Annotated in this window: 22 protein-coding genes and 1 tRNA gene; 10 read left to right on the top strand and 13 right to left on the bottom strand. The window is 68.7% G+C overall.

Features of this window, described 5'->3' with window-relative positions; genetic code table 11:
• Nucleotides 1-2: 2 nt before the first annotated feature.
• A complete protein-coding gene (locus tag J2X20_RS06385) occupies nucleotides 3-722 on the bottom strand; it encodes a D-glycero-alpha-D-manno-heptose-1,7-bisphosphate 7-phosphatase (protein ID WP_310262435.1) in 720 nt (239 codons plus the stop codon).
• A gap of 157 nt (nucleotides 723-879) precedes the next feature.
• Between J2X20_RS06385 and ku the strand changes: the two genes are divergently transcribed.
• The 5 genes from ku (at nucleotide 880) to J2X20_RS06360 (ending at nucleotide 5,583) form a co-directional block, all read left to right on the top strand.
• Nucleotides 880-1,800, top strand: coding sequence for a non-homologous end joining protein Ku (gene ku / locus J2X20_RS06380; protein WP_310262431.1), 921 nt, complete (start codon nucleotides 880-882; stop codon nucleotides 1,798-1,800).
• An 18-nt stretch (nucleotides 1,801-1,818) separates the two neighbouring features.
• Nucleotides 1,819-2,004 (top strand): DUF3606 domain-containing protein, encoded by a 186-nt coding sequence (locus tag J2X20_RS06375; protein ID WP_310262428.1) that lies wholly within the window; start codon nucleotides 1,819-1,821, stop codon nucleotides 2,002-2,004.
• A 3-nt stretch (nucleotides 2,005-2,007) separates the two neighbouring features.
• Nucleotides 2,008-4,503: a DNA ligase D gene (gene ligD / locus J2X20_RS06370; protein ID WP_310262426.1), complete on the top strand. Its 2,496-nt coding sequence runs from the start codon at nucleotides 2,008-2,010 to the stop codon at nucleotides 4,501-4,503.
• Nucleotides 4,500-5,246, top strand: coding sequence for a MauE/DoxX family redox-associated membrane protein (locus J2X20_RS06365; RefSeq protein WP_310262423.1), 747 nt, complete (start codon nucleotides 4,500-4,502; stop codon nucleotides 5,244-5,246). The genes ligD and J2X20_RS06365 overlap by 4 nt, the downstream gene beginning before the upstream one ends.
• A 61-nt stretch (nucleotides 5,247-5,307) precedes the next feature.
• The gene (locus tag J2X20_RS06360) at nucleotides 5,308-5,583 is read left to right on the top strand and encodes a hypothetical protein (RefSeq protein WP_310262420.1); all 276 of its coding nucleotides are present in this window, start codon (nucleotides 5,308-5,310) and stop codon (nucleotides 5,581-5,583) included.
• Between the two features lie 11 nt (nucleotides 5,584-5,594).
• On the opposite strand, the gene J2X20_RS06355 is transcribed toward J2X20_RS06360, so the two are convergent.
• The 4 genes from J2X20_RS06355 to J2X20_RS06340 form a co-directional block, all read right to left on the bottom strand.
• On the bottom strand, nucleotides 5,595-7,484 hold the full coding sequence (locus J2X20_RS06355) for an AAA family ATPase (RefSeq protein ID WP_310262417.1): 1,890 nt from the start codon (nucleotides 7,482-7,484) through the stop codon (nucleotides 5,595-5,597).
• Between the two features lie 130 nt (nucleotides 7,485-7,614).
• Complete coding sequence (locus J2X20_RS06350) at nucleotides 7,615-8,001, bottom strand: hypothetical protein (protein ID WP_310262414.1); 387 nt, start codon at nucleotides 7,999-8,001, stop codon at nucleotides 7,615-7,617.
• The gene (locus tag J2X20_RS06345; RefSeq protein ID WP_310262412.1) at nucleotides 7,998-8,294 is read right to left on the bottom strand and encodes an autorepressor SdpR family transcription factor; all 297 of its coding nucleotides are present in this window, start codon (nucleotides 8,292-8,294) and stop codon (nucleotides 7,998-8,000) included. Before J2X20_RS06345 ends, J2X20_RS06350 begins: the two co-directional genes overlap by 4 nt.
• Nucleotides 8,295-8,391: 97 nt before the next feature.
• Nucleotides 8,392-8,467 (bottom strand) — tRNA-Thr (locus tag J2X20_RS06340).
• A 131-nt stretch (nucleotides 8,468-8,598) separates the two neighbouring features.
• Between J2X20_RS06340 and J2X20_RS06335 the strand changes: the two genes are divergently transcribed.
• Entirely contained in the window at nucleotides 8,599-9,375 is a 777-nt protein-coding gene (locus J2X20_RS06335) for an alpha/beta hydrolase (RefSeq protein ID WP_310262409.1), read from the top strand.
• Here J2X20_RS06335 and J2X20_RS06330 read toward each other — a convergent pair whose 3' ends face one another.
• From J2X20_RS06330 to prfB, 4 genes are all read right to left on the bottom strand, one after another.
• A complete protein-coding gene (locus J2X20_RS06330; RefSeq protein ID WP_310262405.1) occupies nucleotides 9,376-10,383 on the bottom strand; it encodes a class 1 fructose-bisphosphatase in 1,008 nt (335 codons plus the stop codon).
• Nucleotides 10,380-13,049, bottom strand: coding sequence for an aminopeptidase N (pepN, locus tag J2X20_RS06325; protein WP_310262402.1), 2,670 nt, complete (start codon nucleotides 13,047-13,049; stop codon nucleotides 10,380-10,382). The genes J2X20_RS06330 and pepN overlap by 4 nt, the downstream gene beginning before the upstream one ends.
• An 11-nt stretch (nucleotides 13,050-13,060) precedes the next feature.
• A complete protein-coding gene (locus J2X20_RS06320; protein ID WP_310262399.1) occupies nucleotides 13,061-13,504 on the bottom strand; it encodes a hypothetical protein in 444 nt (147 codons plus the stop codon).
• A protein-coding gene (gene prfB / locus J2X20_RS06315) for a peptide chain release factor 2 (RefSeq protein ID WP_310262396.1) occupies nucleotides 13,504-14,608 on the bottom strand; the annotation gives its coding sequence in 2 pieces (ribosomal slippage) (nucleotides 13,504-14,526 and nucleotides 14,528-14,608; 1,104 coding nt in all). The genes J2X20_RS06320 and prfB overlap by 1 nt, the downstream gene beginning before the upstream one ends.
• A gap of 109 nt (nucleotides 14,609-14,717) precedes the next feature.
• Here prfB and J2X20_RS06310 point away from each other — a divergent pair.
• On the top strand, nucleotides 14,718-16,895 hold the full coding sequence (locus J2X20_RS06310; protein WP_310262393.1) for a S9 family peptidase: 2,178 nt from the start codon (nucleotides 14,718-14,720) through the stop codon (nucleotides 16,893-16,895).
• Nucleotides 16,888-17,130 (top strand): DUF4212 domain-containing protein, encoded by a 243-nt coding sequence (locus J2X20_RS06305; protein WP_310262390.1) that lies wholly within the window; start codon nucleotides 16,888-16,890, stop codon nucleotides 17,128-17,130. The genes J2X20_RS06310 and J2X20_RS06305 overlap by 8 nt, the downstream gene beginning before the upstream one ends.
• Here J2X20_RS06305 and J2X20_RS06300 read toward each other — a convergent pair.
• Together J2X20_RS06300 and J2X20_RS06295 are read right to left on the bottom strand one after the other, a co-directional pair.
• A complete protein-coding gene (locus J2X20_RS06300; RefSeq protein WP_310262386.1) occupies nucleotides 17,108-17,905 on the bottom strand; it encodes a substrate-binding periplasmic protein in 798 nt (265 codons plus the stop codon). The genes J2X20_RS06305 and J2X20_RS06300 overlap by 23 nt on opposite strands.
• A gap of 2 nt (nucleotides 17,906-17,907) precedes the next feature.
• Nucleotides 17,908-18,804 (bottom strand): alpha/beta fold hydrolase, encoded by an 897-nt coding sequence (locus tag J2X20_RS06295; protein ID WP_310262383.1) that lies wholly within the window; start codon nucleotides 18,802-18,804, stop codon nucleotides 17,908-17,910.
• A 44-nt stretch (nucleotides 18,805-18,848) separates the two neighbouring features.
• Here J2X20_RS06295 and J2X20_RS06290 point away from each other — a divergent pair, with 44 nt between their 5' ends.
• Together J2X20_RS06290 and J2X20_RS06285 are read left to right on the top strand one after the other, a co-directional pair.
• Complete coding sequence (locus J2X20_RS06290) at nucleotides 18,849-19,376, top strand: GNAT family N-acetyltransferase (protein ID WP_310262379.1); 528 nt, start codon at nucleotides 18,849-18,851, stop codon at nucleotides 19,374-19,376.
• 112 nt (nucleotides 19,377-19,488) lie between these two features.
• Nucleotides 19,489-21,168 carry an acetate--CoA ligase gene (locus J2X20_RS06285; protein ID WP_310262377.1) on the top strand — a complete coding sequence of 560 codons (1,680 nt, stop codon included), beginning with the start codon at nucleotides 19,489-19,491 and terminating at the stop codon, nucleotides 21,166-21,168.
• Here the strand turns inward: J2X20_RS06285 and J2X20_RS06280 are convergent.
• Entirely contained in the window at nucleotides 21,165-21,626 is a 462-nt protein-coding gene (locus J2X20_RS06280) for a GNAT family N-acetyltransferase (protein WP_310262374.1), read from the bottom strand. The two genes, J2X20_RS06285 and J2X20_RS06280, sit on opposite strands and share 4 nt — an antisense overlap.
• Entirely contained in the window at nucleotides 21,620-22,846 is a 1,227-nt protein-coding gene (locus tag J2X20_RS06275) for a cytochrome-c peroxidase (RefSeq protein ID WP_310262371.1), read from the bottom strand. Before J2X20_RS06275 ends, J2X20_RS06280 begins: the two co-directional genes overlap by 7 nt.
• Nucleotides 22,847-22,851: the final 5 nt, after the last annotated feature.

Below are 22,851 nucleotides of genomic sequence, written 5' to 3'. Positions count from 1 at the left end.
GTTCAGCCGGCCGAGAGCGCCGACGTGTACCCCGTCGGGGGCCTGGGCAGCCATTCGACCGGGGTATGGGCAGGGCCGTCGGCCATCTTCTGAACATAGTCGGCCAGGGCCTCCCAGTCGAAGAAACGGGCGTCGGGCTCGCGCAGCGGCGAGCGGCGCCAGATCGTCTCGGCGCCGCTGTCCAGCAGCAGGCCGCCGGCGCCCGCGCGGTGGCCGGCTTCGACGTCGTCCAGGGTGTCACCCACCAGCCACGAGCGCTTCAGATCCACCCCGTGGCGATGCGCGGCGCGGATGAGCATGCCCGGTGCCGGCATGCGGCACAGGCAGGCCGGCCGGCCGTCGCTGTCCGGGCCATGCGGGCAGACCTCGACGCCATCGATGCGCACGCCGTGCTCCTCCTGCAGGCGCTGCAGCAGAACCTGCTGCAAGCGCGCGAACTCGGCCCGGGTGAAGTAGCCGCGGGCCAGGCCGCTCTGGTTGGTCACGATGACCAGGGCCAGGCCCGCCGCCTGCAGGCGCGCCAGCGCCTGGCCGGCGCCGGGCAGGAAGCGCAGCAGCAGCGGGTCGGTGTTGTGAGGCAGGTTCTCGACCAGGGTGCCGTCCTTGTCGATGAAGAGACAGGGACGCTGCGGGGCGCGGGTGACGGGCCGCTGCAGATCGCGCATCGTCGACGGGCTGAAAGGGTCGTGAGGCGTGGACATCGGGGCTTTCGCGGTGGGCATCGGGTGGAGGGCGGTGCGGCAGCAGCTCTGGCAATCGGCGTGCCCGGTGGCGGGAATGGCCCTTGCCGACAACCGCGTCCTACAGGCCGATGCGGCGCCCATCCCCTGAGCCGAGGCCGGCCACGGGGCTAGGGTTGCGCAGTCGACAGGAGATTCCATGGCCACCCCGACCCGTTCCATCGCCTCGCTGACGCTGAGCTTCGGCCTCGTCAACGTGCCCGTGCGGCTGTTCTCGGCGACCGAGAGCAGCGCCGACATCCGCTTCAACCTGCTGGACAAGGACGGCTCGCGCCTCAAGCAGCAATACGTCAACGAGCGCACCCGCAAGGTCGTCGAGCGCAAGGACATGGTCAAGGGCTATGAGATCGAGGACAACCAGTTCGTGCTGTTCACGCCCGAGGAGCTCAAGGAGCTGGAGGAGGGCAGCAGCCACGTCATCCAGATCGTCAGCTTCGTGCCGCTGGAATCCATCGACCCGCTTTACTACGACAAGAGCTATCTGCTCGCGCCCGACAAGCGCGGCGAGAAGCCCTATGCCCTGCTGGCCGAGGCCCTGCGCCAGTCGGGCCGCTGCGCTCTCGCCAAATGGCCGTGGAAGGCCAAGCAGTACGTGGCCCAGGTGCGGGCCAACGAGGATGGGTTGATCCTGCAGCAGCTGCGCTATTCGGCCGAGGTGAGGTCGCTGGCGGCCCTGGACATCCCCAAGACCGCCGTTTCCAAGCCCGAGCTGCAGCTGGCCCTGCAGCTGGTGGACCAGATCGCCGCCGACAGCTTCGATCCCGAGCAGTTCCACGACGAGGAAAAGGAAAGGGTGCTGGCGGCCATCGAGGAAAAGGTCAAGGGCAAGAAGATCGTCACGTCCTCCCGCGAGGAACACGGCCCGGTGGGCGGCGGCCAGGTCATCGACCTGATGGACGCCCTGCGCGCCAGCCTGGGCAAGCAGCCGGCGGCCAAGGCGGAGAAGGTCGACAAGCCCAAGGCCGGCGCCAAGACCTCGGCCAAGGTCACGCGGTTGCCGGCGCGCAAGGCGGCCGCCCCCACTGAACCGGCGCCCAAGCGGGCGCGGGCCCATCGTTGAATCGACAGGAGATCCTTCATGGCAGACGACAAGACCCAATCTGGCGGCCAGGACCGCAAGCGCATCAATGTGAACGAAGACTATGAACTGCGGGACTGGGCGGCCAAGTTCGGCGTCTCCGTCGAGCGCCTGCGCGAGACGGTGCTGCTCGTTGGCGACCATGCGGACGAGGTCGAGCGTTACCTCAGGGAAGGCACGCGCTAGCCCATGGCCCGTGCCCCGCAGGCCTCGGCGGAAATCCCGCTCGCGCGCTACAACGCCAAGCGGGATTTCAGCGGCACAGCCGAACCCCAGGGCCGTCTCGGGCGCAAGAAGGCCAAGGCCCTGGCCTTCGTCGTGCAGAAGCATTGGGCCTCGCGCCTGCACTACGACTTCCGCCTCGAACTCGATGGCGTCATGCTGAGCTGGGCCGTGCCCAAGGGGCCGAGCTACGACCCCGCCGTCAAGCACATGGCGGTGCGCGTGGAAGACCACCCCGTCAGCTACAACCGGTTCGAGGGCGAGATCCCCAAGGGCCATTACGGCGCTGGCCGCGTCATCATCTGGGACCGCGGCGAATGGACGCCCGTCGGCGATCCGCACGAGGGCCTGGCCCAGGGCAAGCTGGTCTTCCAGCTGCATGGCGAGAAGCTGGCCGGCCTGTGGGAGCTGGTGCGCATCGCCAAGCCGGGCGACAAGCAGGAGGCCTGGCTGCTGCTGAAGAAGAAGGGCGACGCGTGGGCGCGGCCGAGCAGCGACTACGACGTCGTGACGGCACTGCCGGACAGCGTCGTCCAGACGCCGCTGGGCCTGGCCGAGGAGCGCGAGGGCCGTGGCGAGGCGCCATCTGCGCCAGACCTCGCCAAGGCGGTCAAGGCGGCCCTGCCCAAGACGCTGGAACCGCAGCTGGCGACATTGGCCGCCGCCGTGCCCCCGGGCGTGGACTGGGTGGTCGAGAACAAGTTCGACGGCTATCGCATGCTGGTGCGGCTGTCGGCGGGCAAGGCCCGCCTCATCACGCGCAACGGCAATGACTGGACGGCGAAGCTGAGGCATCTGGCCGCTGAAGTCGAGCAGCTCGGCATCACGCGGGCCTGGCTGGACGGCGAGATCGTCGTGCTCAACGAGGCCGGCGTGCCGGACTTCAACCGCCTGCAGGACGCCATAAGCGGCGCCCGCAATGAGGACATCGTCTTCTACCTCTTCGACGTGCCCTTCCTCGGCGACCGCGACCTCCGCGCCGTGCCGCTGCAAAGTCGCCGCGCCGTGCTGCAGGGCCTGCTGGGGGGCCACGAGGGTCCGCGCATCCGCTTCAGCGACGCCTTTCCCGCGCCGCCGGCCGAGGTGCTGGATGCGGCCTGCCGCATCGGCCTGGAGGGCATCATCCTGAAGCGGGCCGATTCGCCCTATGTGAACCGGCGCAGCGACAGCTGGCTGAAGCTGAAATGCCAGCGCCGCCAGGAGTTCATCGTGCTCGGCTTCACGGACCGCAGCAACTCGGCCAACGAGGTCGGCGCGCTGCTGCTGGGCTATCACGACGAGCAGGGGCGGCTGCGGCATGCCGGCGCGGTGGGCACGGGATGGTCGTCCACGCAGGGGCGCGACCTGCACCGCCAGCTGGTGAAATTGGAGACCAAGCGTCCGGCCGTCGCCCCCGAGGCGCCACCGCCCAGCCGGCGCGGCGGTCGCTCGCGCGGGCAGGAGCGTTGGGTCAAGCCGCAGCTCGTCGTCGAGATCGCCTTTGGCGAATGGACGCCGGATGGCCATATCCGCCATGCGAGCTTTCGCGGCCTGCGCGAGGACAAGCCGGCCAGTGCCATCACGCGTGAGCAGGCCTTGCCGGCTTTGGCAGCCAGGTCGGCGCCCAAGGTGTCCCACCCCGAACGCGTCATCGATGCCGCCTCGGGCGTCACCAAGCTCGACCTGGTGCGTTATTACGAGAGCGTGGCCGACTGGCTGCTGCCGCATCTGCGTGAGCGGCCCGTGTCCCTGGTGCGGGCGCCACGCGGCATCGCCGGCCAGCTCTTCTTCCAGAAGCACGCGGACACGGCGATGCCAGGCATACGCCAGCTCGATGTCGAACTGTGGCCCGAGCACGAGCCCTTGCTGGTGGTCGACAGCGTCGAGGGCCTCGTTTCCGCCGCGCAAATGAATGTGGTCGAGTTCCACACCTGGAACTCGACCACGGCCCATATCGACCAACCCGACCGCATCGTCTTTGACCTCGACCCGGGCGAGGGCGTCCCCTGGGCCCATGTGCAGGAGGCCGCGGTGCTGACCCGCACGATGCTGGAGGAGTTGGGCCTGCACAGCTGGCTCAAGACCAGCGGCGGCAAGGGGCTGCACATCGTCGTGCCGCTGAAGCCCAAGATCGACGACGCCCAGGCCAAGGACTTCGCCCATACGGTCGTCACGCATATGGCGCGCACCATCCCGCAACGCTTTGTCGCCAAGAGTGGCCCGGCCAACCGCGTCGGCAAGATCTTCATCGACTATCTGCGCAATGGCGAAGGCCAGACCACGGTGGCGGCCTTCTCGGCGCGTGCCCGGCCCGGGCTGGGCGTGTCCATGCCGGTGGCCTGGGAACAGCTGGCCGAGCTGAAGAGCGGGGCGCAGTGGACGGTGAAGACGGCGCGCGACCACCTGTCGCTGCAGCGCGGCGACCCCTGGGCTGACTTCTGGAAGAGCCGCCAGACCGTCAAGCGCTGGCCGCCCAAGCGATGAAGCAGCTCCCCAAACGCGCCGTGCTTTACCGCATGGTCATGCCGGAACACATCTGCCCTTATGGGCTGAAGTCGCTGGACCTGCTGAAGCGCCAGGGCTACGAGGTCGAGGACCATCACCTGACCAGCCACGCCATGACCGAGGTCTTCAAGAAGGCCGAGGGCGTCAAGACCACGCCCCAGACCTTCATTGAGGGCCGGCGTATCGGCGGGCATGACGATCTGCGCGCCTTCTTCGACCATCCGGTCAAGGCCAAGGATGCGGTCAGCTACATGCCCGTCGTCGCGCTGTTCGGCATGGCGGCAGCGCTGGCGCTGGCGATCAGTTGGGACGAGGTCGGCGGCCTGCTCCTTGTGCAGACCCTGCAGCGCTTCGTCGCCATCGCCATGTGCCTGCTGGCGCTGCAGAAGCTGCGCGATGTCGAAAGCTTCTCGACCCTGTTCCTCAACTACGACCTGCTGGCGCGGCGCTGGGTGCGCTATGCCTACCTCTATCCCTTTGCCGAAGGGCTGGCCGGGCTGCTGATGCTGGCGGACGTGGCGCCGTGGCTGTCCGTGCCGCTGGCCCTCTTCATTGGTACGGTGGGCGCCGTCTCGGTCATCAAGGCGGTCTATGTCGACAAGCGGGAGCTCAAATGCGCCTGTGTAGGAGGCGACAGCGCCGTGCCGCTGGGTTTTGTGTCGCTGACCGAGAACCTGATGATGGCGGCGATGGCGCTGTGGATGGCGTCCAGGGCGGTCTGACGAGGCCGGATCAGGCACGCCGATTGCCAGACAGGTCTTCCAGCTTCGAACCGGGTGGCCCATGTCGACATCGACTGAGCGTTACGTCTTCTTCAACAACGCGGCCGACCATGAGGCCGTGCGCAAGGCCGGCGCCGTGGCCGCCGCTTGCGGGGCCAAGGTGGTGGAGCGCCTGCCCAAGGCCATCCTGCTGGAGGTGGATGTGCTGAGGGTGCCCGACATCGCCGCGGCCCTGGCAGACTGGCAATTCACCCCCGAGAGGCGGCAGACTCGGGAGCGGCGGCTCACGCCGGCCCGACGCGCTGCGGTCTTGCGGCCCGCCGTGGCCGCGGCCTAGCCGCAGCCGGTTTAGACGGTGTCCCCCGCGAGCACGCGCTTCAGCGGTGCGCCGCTGACGGTCTCCTGGCCCAGCAGCATCTCGGTCAGCCTGTCCAGGCGGTCGCGTTTTTCCTCGAGCACCCGGCGGCATTCGGCCTGGGCGCTTTCCAGCAGGGCGCGGGCCTCGTCGAGCACCGACTTCTGCACGTCCGGCCCGATCAGCTCACGCGGCACGCCGGCCATGCTGAGCAGGCCGAAGGTCTTGCCAAAGCCCAGCGAGCCCACCATGTTGGTGGCCAGTTCGGAAGCGCGCTTGAGGTCGTCGGCCGCGCCGGAGGAAGCATTGCCGAAGGCGATCAGCTCGGCTTCGCGGCCGGCCAGCATCATGGCCAGGCGGCCACGCAGCTCGCGCTCGCCATAGAGGGGCTCCTCATTGGCGCGGGCCACGTAGGTCACGCCCAGGGCGGGGCCGCGCGGCTCGATGCTGACGCGTTCGACGCTGCCGGCCTCCAGCACATGGGCCACCAGGGCATGGCCGGACTCGTGGAAGGCGATGCGGCGCAGCGTCTCCGGCGTGATGAGGTTCTTGGTGTTGCTGACTTCACCGCCGAGCTGGTGGGTCTCCAGCGACTGGTAGACACGCTCCTGGCTGACCAGGGCCTCGCCGGCCTCGGCCGCATAGGCGGCGGCGCGGTTGACGCAGTTGGCGATGTCGGCCGGCGACATGCCGGCGGCGGTGCGGGCGATGGACGCAACGTCGATGCCGGGCGCCGATTTGGTCTGGCCGAGATACAGGCCGAACAGCTGCTCGCGCTCGGGCACCGTGGGCAGGGCGGTGCGCACGATGAGGTCGAAGCGGCCAGGGCGGCGCATGGCCTCGTCGACGTTGTCGACATGGTTGGTGGCGCCGACGACGACGACGTTCTCCAGCGCGGCGAAGCCGTCCATCTCCACCAGCAGGCGGTTGATGATGCGGTTTTGCTCCTGCTCGCCGCCGCCACCGCCGGCTTCCTTGCCGTTGCTGCGCTTGCCGATGCCGTCGATCTCGTCGATGAAGATGATGCAGGGGGCCGATTCGCGGGCCTTCTTGAACAACTCCTTCACCTTGCCGATGCCGGCGCCATAGAACATGGAGCTGAAGTAAGAGCCGTCCACGCTGATGAAGCTGGCGCCGCACTCGCCGGCCAGGGCCTTGGCCAGCAGCGTCTTGCCGGTGCCGGGCGGGCCGTCGAGCAGCACGCCGCGCGGGGCCTTGGCGCCGACGGCGGCGTACTGTTTGGGATCCTTCATGAAGGCGGCGACGCGGCGCAGGGCCTTCTTGGCCTCGTCGGCGCCGATGACGTCGTCGAAGCGGGTGCGGGGCTTTTCAGCCAGGCGGGTGCGCTGGCCGAGGCCGCCGCGCATCTGCAGATAGATGAGCGGTGCGGCTACCAGCAGCAGCAGCAGAATGGGGCCGAGCACATTCGCGGCGCGCTCCAGGGACTGGAACAGGCGCTGGCCCGAAGTGCGAGCGTCCACGTCGATGTCGGTCAGCGCAAAGCCCTGGGCCACGCTGAGCTCGCCCAGGCGCGAGCCGATCTCGTTCTTGCAGCCCAGGCCGCAGTCGATGAGCCGGGTACTGAAGAATTTGCCGCTACGGTCGGTATAGAGCACCAGGCCCCCGCTGACGCCGACGGCGGCAACGTCCTTGGCCTGCAGGGCGCGTTCGAACTCCGAGGCCTCGCGCGGGTGGGCCAGCCATTGCTCGGGCGCCTTCTCGAAGGCAAGAGCGGTGGCGTTCTTGCGAGCCTGCATCTCGCTGGCGGTGCGTTCATGCAGCGTCGACAGGCCGAGCCCAGCCAGCAGCAGGGCCGCGGCGCTGGCCGCAATGATGAGCTTCTGACGCAACCCGGGCGAAGGGGTGTTGCTGGCGCTGTCCATGGTGTGAGGGCGAGGTCCGGTACTGCAATCCGCCCAGACTAGCGGCCTCGCGCCGGCGCTGCGCGTGCGTTATCGAGCTTGGGCCGGAGTCGATTGCAACAGCCGTCTCAAGCGCGAAAAACTGCCCAGCTCAGACGGCCTTCATCTTGGCCCGCGACGAAAGGCAGTAGCCCAGCGTCACGGCAATCCCTGCCATGACGGCACTGGTACCGCCCCAGATCGCCACCGGCATCGGTGCAAATGCCCACAGCCCGGCATAGACGAGGCCGCTCAGCACCAGGGACCACCCAGCAACCCGGCGGACCTGTCGTGCGCAGGCGCTGGGCACGAAGGCCTTGGGCATGCGGTTGCCGAACCAGGCAATCATCAGCCCGTTGGCGCCGATGACCAGGCGCGTGACCGTATCGCCGTCCAGATAGCCCAGTTTGCGCGCGACGCTGGCGACAAGCGCCAGTACAACGATGCCTGCACCCCAGGCGAGGCTGCCAATCAGTTCGCTTCTCTGTGCCTTGTTCATTGCGCAATCTCCCTGCCAGTGTGCGGCGCCTGGTCGCCCAGGCTGAAGGAATGGACAAAGCCCAGCAGTGCCTCTTCGAGCACCGAGAGCTTGAGGTGGTAGATGACGGACTTGCCGCTCTTTTCCGCGTGCACCAGGTCAGCCTCCTTCAGCACCGCGAAGTGCGCCGACATCGTCGGCTTGGAGACATTGAATTGATCACTGATTTCGCCCGCGCTCAATGGCCCCTGGCGCAGCAACTGCAGCACCCGGCGGCGGGTCGGATCGGCGAGTGCCTTGAAGACTTGGCTCATGTTGTGATGATTAGCTAATCATCTAAATGAGTCAAGCGCAGACAACAAAAAAGCCGCGCGAGGCGGCTTTGACAAGGTATTGGATTTCTTGGAATTCTGGTGCCGGCAAGAGGAGTCGAACCCCCGACCTTCGCATTACGAATGCGCTGCTCTACCAACTGAGCTATGCCGGCCTCTGCCCCTTGCGGGGCAGCCGTATCCGCTTTTCCCTTGCGGGTTTGGCGAAGCCCTAGATGATAGCCTAAGTGTTGCGGACCGCCAAGATTGGCTTGCTTTTCGGCTTTCAGCCAGCAAACTCCGCCGCATGAAGACGATCCGGAACCTGCTGCTCGCCGTCTGGGCGTTGTTCACCTTGGTGGCGGTCCAGGCCGCGGGTGAGCGCTTTGACGTGGCCACCCGCGAAGGCGTCGTGACGCCGGTGTTCTGGGAGGCGGCGGACTCGCCCAAGGCGACGGTGCTGCTGTTTCCCGGCGGCATCGGCGGCTTCGGGCGCGTGGAAGCCGGGCGGCCGGCGAGTCGCAACTTCCTGGTGCGCTCCATGGGCGACTTCCTGGCCCAGGGCTACAACGTCGCCATCTTCGGCAAGCCCAGCGACACGCCCGACCTCGGCTACCAGGAGCGCATCTCGGATGCCCACATGACCGACATCCGTGCGGTGCTGCGGGCGGTGAAGCAGAAGTCCACGTTGCCGGTCTGGCTGGTGGGCACCAGTCGCGGCACGGTCTCAGCGACGGCGGCGGCCATCCGCTTGCAGAGCGACATCGCGGGCTTGGTGCTGACGTCCAGCATCGTCGCCTGGGACAAGCCGGGCGCCGTACCGCGCCAGGATCTGGCCGCCATCCACGTGCCGGTGCTGGTGCTGCACCACGCCAAGGACCAGTGCCGCCAGACCCTGCCGCGAGACGTCGGCTACATCCTGAAGGGATTGACCGCCGCACCGATGAAGAAGCAGTGGATGGTGGAAGGCGGCGCCGACCCGACGGGCGACGCCTGCGAGGCCTTCCATTGGCACGGTTTCATCGGCATGGAGGCCGAGGCCGTGAGGCTGATCACCGGCTGGATGGACCAGCCGGTGCCGTGATCAGCTCGCGTCGCGGTGGTAGGCCGTGATGCGCTCGACTTCGTTCTTCGAGCCGAGCGCCACGGCCACGCGCTCATGCAGCTTGGTGGGCTGCAGGCTCATGATGCGCTCGCTGCCATTGGTGGCCGCGCCGCCGGCCTGCTCGACGATGAAGGCCATGGGGTTGGCCTCGTACATCAGGCGCAGCTTGCCGGGCTTGTCGGGCTCGCGCTGGTCCCAGGGGTAGATGAAGATGCCGCCGCGGGTCAGGATGCGGTGCACGTCGGCCACCATGCTGGCCACCCAGCGCATGTTGAAGTCCTTGACGCGCGGGCCGGTGGAGCCGGCCAGGCATTCGTCGATGTAGCGGCGCATCGGCGGCGCCCAGTGGCGCATATTGGACATGTTGATGGCGAATTCCTTGGTGTCCTCGGGAATGCGTACCTCGTCCTGGGTCAGCACCCAGGAGCCGGTCTCGCGGTCCAGCGTGAACATGGCGACGCCGTCGCCCACCGTCAGCACCAGCATGCTCTGCGGGCCGTAGACGCAGTAGCCGGCAGCGGCCTGCTGCTTGCCGGGCTGCAGGAAGTCCTCGTCGCTGACGCCGCGCGAATGGCCCACCTTGCGCAGCACGCTGAAGATGGTGCCGATGCTGACGTTGACGTCGATGTTGGACGAGCCATCCAGCGGATCGAACAGCAGCAGGTATTCGCCTTGCGGATAGCGGTTGGGCACGACGTAGATGCTGTCCATCTCCTCGCTGGCCATGGCCGCGAGATGACCCCCCCATTCGTTGGCCTCGATCAACACCTCGTTGGCGATGATGTCCAGCTTCTTCTGCACCTCGCCCTGCACGTTTTCGCTGCCGGCGCTGCCCAGCACGCCGCCCAGCGCGCCCTTGTTGACGGCGATGGCGATGTGCTTGCAGGCGCGCGCGACGACCTCGATCAGCAGGCGCAGTTCCTGCGGGATGTGGCCGTGCTCGCGCTGCTGCTCGACCAGGTACTGGGTAAGCGAAACGCGGCTCATGCCTGGCCTCCGGAAGCGAGGGCGCGCTCGACGATCTCGCGCACGTCGCTGGACAGGTCCGGCTTGGCGGCGACGCGGGCCACCGCCTCGCGGGCTGCCGCGCGATAGGGCTCGGCCAGCACGGCCCAGCGGTCCATGGCACGGGCGATGCGGCTGGCCAGCTGCGGGTTGATGGCATCGATGGCCAGCACTTGGTCGGCCCAGAACACATAGCCCGCCGCGTCGACGCGGTGGAAGGCGGCCGGATTGAACATGCACAGCGAGGCCAGCAGGCTGCGCGCGCGGTTCGGGTTCTTCAGCGTGAAGTCGGCATGCTTGGTCAGGGCCTTGGCGCGGGCGAACACGCGGCCATCGGCTTCGGGGGCGCGGGCCTGCAGCGAGAACCACTTGTCCACCACCAGGGCGTCGTCCTTGAACAGCGCGTGGAAGCGCTCCAGGGCCGGCGCGGCCAGGCCGGCATGGGCATTGACCAAGGCGGCCAGGGCGCCGAGGCGCTCCGTCATGTTGGACGCGTCCTTGAAGCGCTGGTAGGCCTTGCCCGGCCAGACGGTGTCGCCCGAGGCTTGCGCATCCAGCACGAGCATGGACAGGGCCAGGTTGGCCAGGGCGCGCTTGCCGGAGGAGACCGGGTCGGGCGTGTAGCCGCCGGCGACCTGGTTGGCTTCGAAGGCGGCGGCCCAGTCGTCGCGCAGGGCGGCGGCGAGCTGGGTTTGCGCAGCCATGACGGCGGCGTGGATGGCCTGCGGATCGACGACCTCGAGCTGCTCGGCGATATAGGCCTCGCCGGGCAGGGTCAGGGCCAGCTCCTTGAAGGCCGGGTCCAGCTCGGGGTGGTTGAGGATGGCGCGCATGGCCTCGATGAAGACGGGGCTCAGCACCAGGGGCTGGCCAGCGCGCAGCGAGTGCAGGATGCGGTTCAGCGCCAGGCGCTGGCCGGCTTCCCAGCGGTTGAAGGGGTCGCTGTCATGGCGCATCAGCACCATCAGGCCGGCGTCGGACAGGCCGTCTTCCAGCACCACCGGAGACGAGAAGCCGCGCAGCAGCGAAGGCACGGGCTCGCTGTCGATGTTGTCGAAGACGAAGGTCTGCTCGGCCTGGTCCAGCACCAGCACCTGTTCGGTCTCGCCGTTGGCGTTCAGCGCCAGGGCGGCGCCGTGGCGGTCCAGCAGGCCCATGACGATGGGAATGACCTGGGGCTGCTTGTCGGTCTGGCCCGGCGTGGCCGGCGTCGTCTGCGACAGGCGCAGCGTGAAGGTGCGGGCGGCCGCGTCATGCTCGCCGCGGGCGGTCACGCGCGGCGTGCCGGCCTGGGAGTACCAGCGCTTGAAGGTGTCCAGGCGGGTGGCCAGCGCCGAGCCAGGGTTGGCGTCGGCGATGGCCGCGGCGAAGTCGTCGCAGGTCACGGCCTGGCCGTCGTGGCGCTCGAAGTAGAGCTTCATGCCCGCCTCGAAGCCCTTGCGGCCGACCAGGGTCTGGTACATGCGCACGACCTCGGCACCCTTCTCGTAGACGGTGGCCGTGTAGAAGTTGTTGATCTCGCTGTAGCTGTCCGGGCGCACCGGGTGGGCCATGGCGCCGCTGTCCTCGGGGAACTGCATGGCGCGCAGCTGGCGCACGTCCTGGATGCGGCAGACGGCGCGGGCCGACGGGCTGCCGGCCATGTCCATGGAGAACTCCTGGTCGCGGAAGACGGTCAGGCCTTCCTTCAGCGACAGCTGGAACCAGTCGCGGCAGGTGACGCGGTTGCCGGTCCAGTTGTGGAAGTACTCGTGCGCGACGATGGACTCGATGCGGTTGAAGTCGGCATCGGTGGCGGTGGCGGGCGAGGCGAGCAGGGCGCTGGTGTTGAAGATGTTCAGGCCCTTGTTCTCCATGGCGCCCATGTTGAAGTCGGACACGCCGACCACCATGAAGCGCTCCAGGTCCAGCGGCAGGCCGAAGCGGGCCTCGTCCCAGACGATGGAGGCGATCAGCGAGTTCATCGCATGCTCGGTCTTCTCCAGGTCGCCGCGGCGCACATAGACCTGCAGCAGATGGTCCTTGCCGGCGCGGGTGCGCACGCGTTGCTCGCGCGCGACCAGGTCGCCGGCGACGACGGCGAACAGATAGCTGGGCTTGGGGAAGGGATCGCTCCAGACGGCGAAGTGGCGGCCGTTTTCCAGGTCGCCGCTGTCTTCCAGATTGCCGTTGGCCAGCAGGATGGGGAAGCGGGCCTTGTCGGCGCGCAGCGTCACCTTGTAGACGGCCATCACGTCGGGCCGGTCCAGGAAATAGGTGATGCGGCGGAAGCCCTCGGCCTCGCACTGCGTGAAGAAGCTGCCGCCCGAGGTGTAGAGGCCGGACAGGGCGGTGTTCTTCTCGGGGCAGGTGGTGTTGCGGATCTCGAGCGCGAAGTCGGCATCGGGCGCGCCTTCGATGATGAGCTCGTGGCCCTCCTGGCGGAAGGACACGCTGCTGCCGTCGATGAGCACGCGCAGCAGGTTGAGCTCCTCGCCATGCAGGCGCAGCGGGCCGTGGGCGACCGAGCGGTTGCGCTCGATCTGCATCTTGCTCGTGACGATGGTCTTGGCCGGATCGAGATCGAAGGTCAGGTCGACCTTGCGGATCCAGAACGCCGGCTGCTGGTAGTCCAGGCGTTGGATCAGGGGGGCAGTACCTTCACGCATGAGGTTTCCTTTTAATGGGCCGCTCGGTTGCCCGACAGCAGCCAGATGCCGGCCAGGCAAAGCACCAGGCCGGCGAATTGCTTGAGGCTTACGGCCTCCTTGAAGGCCATCATGCCGATGATCAGCAGCGCCGCTGTGACGACCGAGGCCGACAGCACGAAGGCGCTGGACAGCGTTGCGCCCGCCCGGTAGGCGAGCAGAAAGCCCAGCTCGATCAGCACGATGGCGACGGCCACGCCCCAGACCGCACCGCCCAGCTCGCCCGCCGCCTGCGCCAGCGGCGCCTGCAGCGGGAAGAGCAGGAACAGGGGCAGGCTCAGGGCCGCCGCGCCGAGATAGAAGGCGATCAGCGCCAGCACCGGATGGGCGCCGGGCGCGACCTGCTTCTGCATGAGGTGGTAGAGCACCTGGCCGGTGATGGCGACGGCCATGGCCAGGGCAAACCCCATCTTCATCAGACGCCCTGCTTCAGCGATTCGGTGATGAAGGGATCGAGGTCGCCGTCCAGCACCTTCTGCGTCGCCGAGGTCTCGTAGTTGGTGCGCAGGTCCTTGATGCGGCTCTGGTCCAGCACATAGCTGCGGATCTGGTGGCCCCAGCCGACGTCGGTCTTGGTGTCTTCCAGCTTCTGCTGTTCTTCCATGCGCTTCTTCATCTCGTGGTCGTACAGGCGCGAGCGCAGGCGGCGCCAGGCGACGTCACGGTTGCTGTGCTGGCTGCGGCCGTCCTGGCATTGCACGACGATGCCGGTCGGGATGTGCGTCAGGCGCACCGCCGAGTCGGTCTTGTTGATGTGCTGGCCACCGGCGCCGCTGGCGCGGAAGGTGTCGGTGCGCACGTCGGCCGGGTTGATGTCGATCTCGATCGAGTCGTCCACCTCGGGATAGACGAACAGCGACGCGAAGGACGTGTGGCGGCCGCCGGACGAGTCGAAGGGGCTCTTGCGCACCAGGCGGTGCACGCCGGTCTCGGTGCGCAGCAGGCCGAAGGCGTACTCGCCCTCGACCTTGATGGTGGCGCTCTTGATGCCGGCCACGTCACCCGGCGTCTCGTCTTCCAGCGTGGCCTTGAAGCCCTTGCGTTCGCAGTACTTCAGGTACTGGCGCAGCAGCATGCCGGCCCAGTCGCAGGCCTCGGTGCCGCCGGCGCCGGCCTGGATGTCGATGAAGCAGTTGCTCGGGTCGGCCGGGTTGTTGAACATGCGGCGGAACTCGAGTTCCTCGACCTTGGCCTGCAGTGCGGCCGCGTCGGCCTCGATGGCCAGCATGCCGGCCTCGTCGCCTTCCTCCTTGCTCATCTCGAAGAGCTCGGCGTTGTCGGCCAGCGAGGAGGTCAGGTGCGTGATCGTCTCGACCACGGCTTCCAGCGTGCGCTTTTCCTTGCCCAGTTCCTGGGCGCGCTTGGGGTCGTTCCAGACGTTGGGGTTCTCGAGCGACGCGTTGACTTCGTTCAGGCGCAGGGCCTTGCGATCGAAGTCAAAGATACCCCCTTAGCGCGTCGGTACGCGCTGCGAGGTCGGCGAGGTTGTTGCCGATTTGATTGATGTGTTCGATGTCCATGACGGGCACGCGGGTCAAAAGGGGGAGATTTTCGCATGGCGAGGAGGCACACTGCGGGCCGCCGGGGACGAGACTGCCGCAGGCAGCGCCCGGTGGGAGCTCCAACAACATGCACCTGCTGTCCTCCTGTCGCGCGCTGGCCCAGACGGCCGCGCTCGCCACCTGCCTGATCTGGGCCACCAGCCCCGCCCTGGCCGACACCGCCGCGCCGCCGGTCGCGGCCAAGAAGCCGCGTGACGTCAGCGTCCACGGCGACCGCCGCATCGACGACTATTTCTGGCTGCGCGAGAAGGACGATGCCGAGGTGCAGGCCCATCTGAAGGCCGAGGCCGCCTATGCCGAGGCCTGGTACAAGCCCCATGAGGCGGCGGTGGAGAAGCTCTTCGAGGAGATGAAGGGCCGCATCCAGCAGCGCGACGAGGCCGTCCCGCAGCGCCAGGGCGCCTGGTGGTACAGCAGCCGCACCGAGGTCGGCAAGCAGTACCCGATCTTCTTCCGCCGCCCGGCGCAGGGCCCGCAGCGCCTGCACGACGCCCAGGCGCCCGAGCAGTTGCTGCTGGACATGAACGAGCTGGCCAAGACCCGCAAGTTCGTGAACCTGAACGGCATGACCGTCAGCCCCGACGACCGCCTGCTGGCCTACGGTGTGGACAGCAGCGGCGCGCGCGACTTCGAGCTGCATGTGCGCGACCTGACGACGGGCGAGGACCGCGTCATCGCCAGCACGCCTCACGCCGACGCCTTTGTCTGGGCGGCCGACAGCCGGACCCTGTTCTACATCCGCCACAACGAGGCCCGCCGCTCCCACCAGTTGTGGCGCCACCGCCTCGGCACCACCACGCCGGACGTGCTGGTGCACGAGGAGCCCAGCGAACTCTTCAACCTGCAGCTGACCAGGTCGCTGGACGGCCGCACGCTAATGCTGGGCTCGATGTCCAAGGACACCTTCGACTGGCAGGTGCTGCCGGCCGACCAGCCCGAAGGCCGCTGGCGCGAGGTGCTGCCGCGCAAGTCCGGGCAGGAGTACGCCATCACGCCCTTTGGCGGCGAGCTGCTGCTGCGCATCAACGACCGCGGCGTGAACTACCGCCTGCTGCGCCTGCCCATGAAGCCCGGCAAGGGGCCGCTGTACGCTGCCCAGGACCTGAAGCGCGGCCGCGAGCTGATCGCCCACCGCGACGACGCCATGATCGAAAGGGCGGTGGCGTTCAAGACCCATGCGGTCGCCCAGATCCGCGAAGGCGGCTCGGTCAAGCTGCGCATCTACCCCATGGCCGGCGGCGCGCCGCGCGAGGTGGCCTTCAAGGAGGTGGCCTACAGCGCCATGGTCAGCGTCCAGCGCGAGTTCGACGCGCCGAAGGTGCGCTTCGCCTACAACTCGCTGACCACGCCGGCCAGCACCTACGAGGCCGATCTGGCTACCGGCAAGCTGGAACTGCTGAAGGTGGCTCCCGTGCAGGGCGGCTATGACGCCAGCCTGTATGCCAGCGAGCGCCTGTGGGTGACAGCGGCCGACGGCGCCAAGGTGCCGGTCAGCCTGGTCTACCGCAAGGACAAGCGCCGCGCCGGCCCGCAGCCGCTGTGGCTCTACGGCTATGGCAGCTATGGCTTCCCGAACGACCCGTACTTCTCCAGCGCCCGCCTGTCCATGCTGGACCGCGGCGTCATCTACGCCATCGCCCACATCCGCGGCGGCGGCGACCTGGGCCGGCAGTGGTATCTGGACGGCAAGCTCGGCAAGAAGATGAACACCTTCACCGATTTCGTCGCCTGCGCGGAAGGCCTGGTGAAGCAGGGCTATACCCAGCCCGGCCAGCTCATCATCCATGGCGGCAGCGCCGGCGGCCTGCTGGTGGGGGCGGCCACCAACCTGCGCCCCGACCTCTTCAAGGCCGTGGTCGCCCAGGTGCCCTTCGTCGACGTCATCAACACCATGCTGGACGCGAGCCTGCCGCTGACGACCGAGGAATACATCGAGTGGGGCAACCCCAACAAGGCCGACGAATACGCCTGGATGCGCGCCTACAGCCCCTATGACAATCTGAAGCCGGCAGCCTATCCGGCGGTGCTGGCCAAGACCGCCATCAACGACAGCCAGGTGCCCTACTGGGAGGCGGCCAAATACGTGGCCAAGCTGCGCAGCATGAACAGTGGCAGCGGCCCGGTCCTGTTCGACATCAACATGACAGCCGGCCATGGCGGCGCCTCGGGCCGCTTCGATGCGCTGCGCGAGACGGCGCGCACCTATGCCTTCATGCTGCAGCAGTGGGGCCTCTTGAATGAGTGACGGCTACTGGCGCCGCACGCGCCGCCTCACGGTCGGGCTGCTGCTCGCCTGGGCCGTCGTGGGCTTCGCGCCGGTGTTCTTCGCGCGCGAGCTCAGCATCGAGGTGTTCGGCTGGCCCCTGGGCTTCTGGCTGGCCTCGCAGGGCGCCCTGCTGGGCTTCTGCGCCATCGTCATCGTCTACGCCCGTGCGATGGACAGGCTGGAGGCGGAGCTCAGCGAGCCGCTTCGCTCCTGAACAGCCGGCGCGCCTCGGCTTCGCCGACATAGCGGGCATAAAGCTGCTGGATCCAGCCTTCGCGGCGCAGCATGGCGATCTGGGCCTGCAGCAACTGCACGTCGTCGTCGCTGACGTTGCCGCGGTTCAGGTAGAGGCCGATGGGCTCGGTGGCGGCTTCGGGCAGGTCCACGATGACGGCCTGGGGAGGCAGGCTGCCCTCGCGGACCAGCTTGGCGTGGATCATGTTGGGCATGATGGCGGCCTGGATGCGCCCGGCGACGAGCTTGGCCGCGAGGTTGTTGAAGTCGGGCGAATACTCCGCCTGGCGCGAGGCCAGCAGCGGCGCGACCTGCTCCTCCAGGGCCTCGCCAAGGCGCACGCCGCGCACCAGGCCGAGCCTGAGTTCGGGCCGGCCGAGCAAGGCCTTGAGTGACTGTGGGCCCTGGGCCGAAGCGACGACGAGGTCCAGCTTGGTGTAGGCATAAGGCAGGAAGTGTCCGACGCGGTCACGGTCGGCGGCGCGCATGGCCGAGGTCACGACGTCGATCTCGCCGCGTTCGAAGTCCAGCAGCACGCGGGCGCGGGGCATGTAGCGCAGCGTCAGCCTGCAGCCGCTGAGCCGGGCGACCTCGTCCAGCAGGTCGGGGACGACGCCCTGGACGCGGCCATCGCGCAGGAAGGCCGAATAGCCCAGGTCTGACACGCCGATATGGAGCTCGCGGGAGCAAGCCGCCGTCGCGGGCTGGGCGGCGGCCAAGGCCAGCAGGGCGAAGGCGGCGTGTCTTGGGCCCATGCTCAAGCCAGGAAGGCCTCGATGGCCGCCGCCAGCGCTTCGGGCTGGTCGTGGTGCAGCATATGGCCGGCGTCCTGCAGCACGGCCTGGCGCAGGCCGGGCACCAGGGCCAGGCGGGCCTCGAAATCGGCGCGCGGGTAGCGCGTGCCCCAGAAGCGCGTCAGCTGGTCGTCGCTGCCCTCCACCCACAGCGTCGGCGCGGCGATGCGCTGCCAGCAGGCCAGCACCTCGGCCTTGCGGTAGAGCATGGGGTTGGCCAGCTTGTGGGCCGGATCGGCATTCAGCTGGAAGCCCTCCGCCGTCTCACGGGACCAGTGGCTGGCCAGCCAGGCGGCCTTGTCGGCGGCCAGGCGGGGGTTGTTGCGGCGCAGGCGTTCGGCCACGTCGGACAGGCTGGCGTAAGGGCGCAGCGAGGGCGGGTCCTTCAGCTCGTCCAGCCATTTGGCCAGGCGCTCGGGCGCGGCCGCGGGCGAGATGTCGGGCATGCCGAAGCCTTCGAGATTGACGAGGCGACGGATGCGCTGCGGCCTAACCCCGGCATAGCTCATGGCCACGTTGCCGCCCATGCTGTGGCCCAGCAGGTCGACGGGGCGGTCCGGGCTCAAGGCATCGAGCAGGGCGTCGAGGTCGCCGAGATAGTCGGGAAACCAGTAGCAGTCGGCGCCCGTCGTGGCGCTGAGGCCGAAGCCGCGCCAGTCCAGCGCGATGACCTCGCGTTCCTGCCGCAGCGCGTCGACGACGAACTGGAAGGAGGCGCCGACGTCCATCCAGCCATGCACCATGACCAGGGGCGGCTGCCCCTGCAAGGGTTGACCCCAGCGCAGAATGTGGTGGCGCAGGCCGCGCAGGGTCAGGAATTCGCTGCGGTGAGCGCGGCGCGGGATATAGACATCGGGCATATCCGCACTGTAGGACACCGCAGTCCGCTGACAATGGGGTCACCATGCCTTCACCCCACGACATCCGCGCCGCCGAGCCGCGCGACCTGAAAGCCATCGTCCAGCTGATCAGCGAGCTGGCCGAGTTCGAGCATCTGACCCATCTGCTGGAGGTCACGCCCGACAAGCTCGAGCCGCATCTGTTCGGCGACGAGCCGGTGGCCGAGTGCATGGTCGGCGAGATCGACGGCGAGGTCGTCGCCTTCGCGCTGTACTACACCAACTTCTCGACCTTCCTGGCCAAGCCCGGCCTCTATCTGGAAGACCTTTACGTGCGCCCCGCCCACCGCCGCAGCGGCCTGGGCAAGGCCCTGCTGATCCAGCTGGCCCAGCTGGCCTGCGAGCGCGGCTATGGCCGCTTCGACTGGACGGTGCTGGACTGGAACGAGGACGCCATCCGCTTCTATCAGAAGCTGGGTGCCGAGGTCATGCCCGACTGGCGCATCTGCCGCCTGACCGGCGAGGCGCTGCAGCGTTATGCCGACGGCGACCGTCCCAGCATGTGGTCGCCCTCCGCATGGCTCGGGCTCTGACTCGCTGACGAAACGCTGGATCCAATCACAGCATCGGCTCCGGGCAATCCATGAGACCGGCCCGGGGCGGGCTGGCTAGCATTCGCCCCCTTGTCCCAACCGGGGGTGGCCGATGGCGGAAGACCGATACGAGCAGCTGCACGGCGCCTTCCGCTGGCAGGTGCCGGCGGACTTCAACATCGCCGAAGCCTGCTGTGGCCGCTGGGCGCGTGACACGCCCGATGCCCCGGCCATCTATTTCGACAGCGAGAGCGGCTGCCGCGCCCATTACAGCTACGGCCAGCTGCAGCGCGCCGCCAACCGTCTGTCCAACGCGCTGCTGAACCAGGGCGTACGCCGCGGCCACCGCGTCGCCATCGTGCTGCCCCAGCGCTTCGAGACGGCCGTCGCCCATATCGCCATCCAGCAGATCGGTGCGGTCGCCATGCCGCTGTCCATGCTGTTCGGCGCCGAGGCCCTGGAATACCGCCTGCAGGACAGCGGGGCCGTGCTGGCCATCGCCGCCTGCGAGGCCCTGCCGGCCCTGCGCGAGGTCAAGGCCCGCTGCCCGGCCCTGCGCCGCATCTTTGTCGTCGGCGAATGCCCGGTGGACTGCGACGAGATGCCGTGGATGGAGGCCCTGCAGGCCGAGGAAGCCCGCTTCAAGGCGGTGGGGACCAAGGCCGAGGACCCGGCCATCCTGATCTACACCAGCGGCACGACCGGCAACCCCAAGGGCGCGCTGATCCCACAGCGGGCGCTGATCGGCAATCTGACCGGCTTTGTGGCCAGCCAGAACTGGTTCGGCTTCGATCCCTTCGATGCCAGCAAGCCCAGCGACGCCGTCTTCTGGAGCCCTGCAGACTGGGCCTGGACGGGCGGTCTGATGGACGCGCTGCTGCCCACCCTCTATTTCGGTCGCCCCATCGTCGCCTGGCAGGGCCGCTTCTCGACGGCCAAGGCCTTCGAGCTGATGGCGGCCTATGGCGTCACGCATGCCTTCCTGTTCCCGACGGCACTCAAGGCCATGATGAAGGCCGAGCCGCGGCCGAAGCGCCATGGGCTGAAGCTGCGCGCGCTGATGAGCGCCGGCGAGGCGGTCGGGGACGCGGTGTTCAGCTGGTGCCGGGATGCGCTTGGCGTGCCGGTCAACGAGATGTTCGGCCAGACCGAGATGAACTATGTCGTCGGCAACTGCCAGGCCCTGTGGCCGGCCAAGCCGGGCAGCATGGGCCGGGCCTACCCGGGCCATCGCGTGGCCGTCATCGACGATGAAGGTCGTGAAAGCCCACCCGGCGAGACTGGCGAGGTGGCCGTGAACGCCTATGACCGCCACGGCGTCCCCGACCCGGTGTTCTTCCTCGGCTACTGGAACAACGAGGCGGCCACCAAGGCCAAGTTCACGGGCGACTGGTGCCGCACCGGCGACCTGGCTCGCAGCGACCGCGACGGCACGCTCTGGTACGAGGGCCGTGCCGACGACGTCTTCAAGGCCGCCGGCTACCGCATCGGCCCCGGCGAGATCGAGAACTGCCTGCTCAAGCACCCGGCCGTGGCCAACGCGGCCGTCGTGCCCAAGCCGGACGCCGAGCGCGGCGCCCTCGTGAAGGCCTATGTGGTGCTGGCCGACGGCCACGCCGGCGACGCCGCGCTGGTGGAGGCCCTGCAGGCGCACGTGAAGGCCCGCCTGGCGCCCTACGAGTACCCCAAGGAAATCGAGTTCATCGACGCCCTGCCCATGACGACGACGGGCAAGGTGCAGCGCCGCGTGCTGAGGCTGCGCGAGCAGGAGCGCGCGGCGGCCACGGCCTAGCGAACGCGCTCCGGCACCTCCCAGGCGCAGAAACCCTTGGTCGTCACCGCTGCGCCCAGGCGCTCGTAGAAGCGGATCGCGCTGGCGTTGCGCGCGTTGACCTCCCAGCGCAGCCGGTTCGCGCCGGTCTGCGCCGCGAAACCGTGCAGCCAGCGCAGCATCGCCTCGCCGATGCCACGGCCACGGCAGGCGGCGCGCACATAGACATCGTCGATGGCCAGCGTCGTCGCGCCGCGCCAGATCGCGTAGACGCGGGTGTAGCTGACATAGCCGACCTGCCGCCCGTCGAGTTCGGCCAGCACTGCGGCGAAGCGGGGCTGGGGGCCGAAGCCGTCGCGACAGAAGCGTTCCAGGTCGGTCTGCAGCGCCGCCGGACTTCCCTCGTGCGCAGCCAGCTCGCGGAGCATCTCGAACAGCGCGGGCGCATCGCGCCGCGTGGCGTGGCGGCAGCTCAGCATGGCTTGCCGCGCTCGCAGATCGGGCCGGACAGGGCGCGCAGCAGCGCCACCAGGTCGGCCGCCTCGGCCGCGTTGAGGGCGATGGGCCGGCGCTCGGCGCGGCGCCGGTCGGCGCGGGCCAGCTCGCTGCGGCCCACGGCCGCGTCGGGTGCGGCGACGTAGTGGACGACGACGTCCTCCAGCGTCGCGATCTGCCCGGCATGCATGAAGGGCGCGCGCTCGGCCACGTTGCGCAGCCCCGGCGTCTTGAAGGCCCCCTCCATGCGCTCGTCGTCGGTGGCGATGAAGCTCAGCTCCGCGCAGCCGCCCGGCGGGGTGTCGCTGAACGGGCCCAGGCAGTTGAATGGGTCGGCCTGCGCGCGCGCCACCGCCGGTGCGCGGCCGCGGTCGGGCTGCAGCGGGTTGCGCGGCGCGACGCCGGTGTTGTGGAAGTGCTGATCGCTCAGCAGCGGGCCGGCGTGGCAGCTGACGCATTGGGCCTTGCCAATGAACAGACGCAGGCCGCGCACCTCCTGGGCCGACAGGGCCGATGCGTCACCGGCGATGTAGCGGTCCAACCGCGTCTCGCCCGGCATCAGCCCACGCTCATAGGCCGCGATGGCCTTGCCGAGATTGGCGAAGGCGCGGTTGACGGCGTCCTGCTGCGCGGCCGGCAGCCGGGTCCAGGCCTCGCGCTCGGCCGGCGTGCCCAGCGGGCTGGCCGCCGCTGGCAGGCCGGCGAGGGCAGGCAGCGGACCGAAGACGGCTTCGTAGTCGCGCCGGTAGCCGCCGGCCAGCAGGCGCACCAGCTGCACGCGGTTGGCGCCATGCTCGGCGCCATCTTCCAGCGGCCCCAGGGCCTGGGACCACAGACTGTCCTTGCGGCCGTCCCAGAAGAACCAGCGGCCATGCGAGGCCGCCGCGATCGGCATGGTGCGCCGGCTGCCGGTGGCCAGGCCCTGGCCGAGAGGCCGCCCGTCCTGGAAACCGCGCTCGGGCGCGTGGCAGCTCGCGCAAGCCACCCGGCCGTTGGCGGACAGGCGGGTGTCGAAGAACAGCCGCTTGCCCAGGGCGGCCGCTTCGGGGCTGGCCTCCACGGCGTTCGATGCATCGGCCGGCGTCGCGGGCAGTTTGCCGATGTGCAGGCTGGCCAGCGTGGTGCGCTCTGCCTCGGTCCAGCCCGACGCCGCGGCGGCCAGGGGCAGCAGGGCGGCCAGGGCCAGCCACAGGGTTGCTTTCATGCGGG

Origin of the sequence: Roseateles saccharophilus (assembly GCF_031458095.1) — a bacterium.
GTDB classification, from domain to species: Bacteria; Pseudomonadota; Gammaproteobacteria; order Burkholderiales; family Burkholderiaceae_C; genus Pelomonas; species Pelomonas saccharophila_A.
This window is presented reverse-complemented; position numbering and strand designations above follow the sequence as displayed.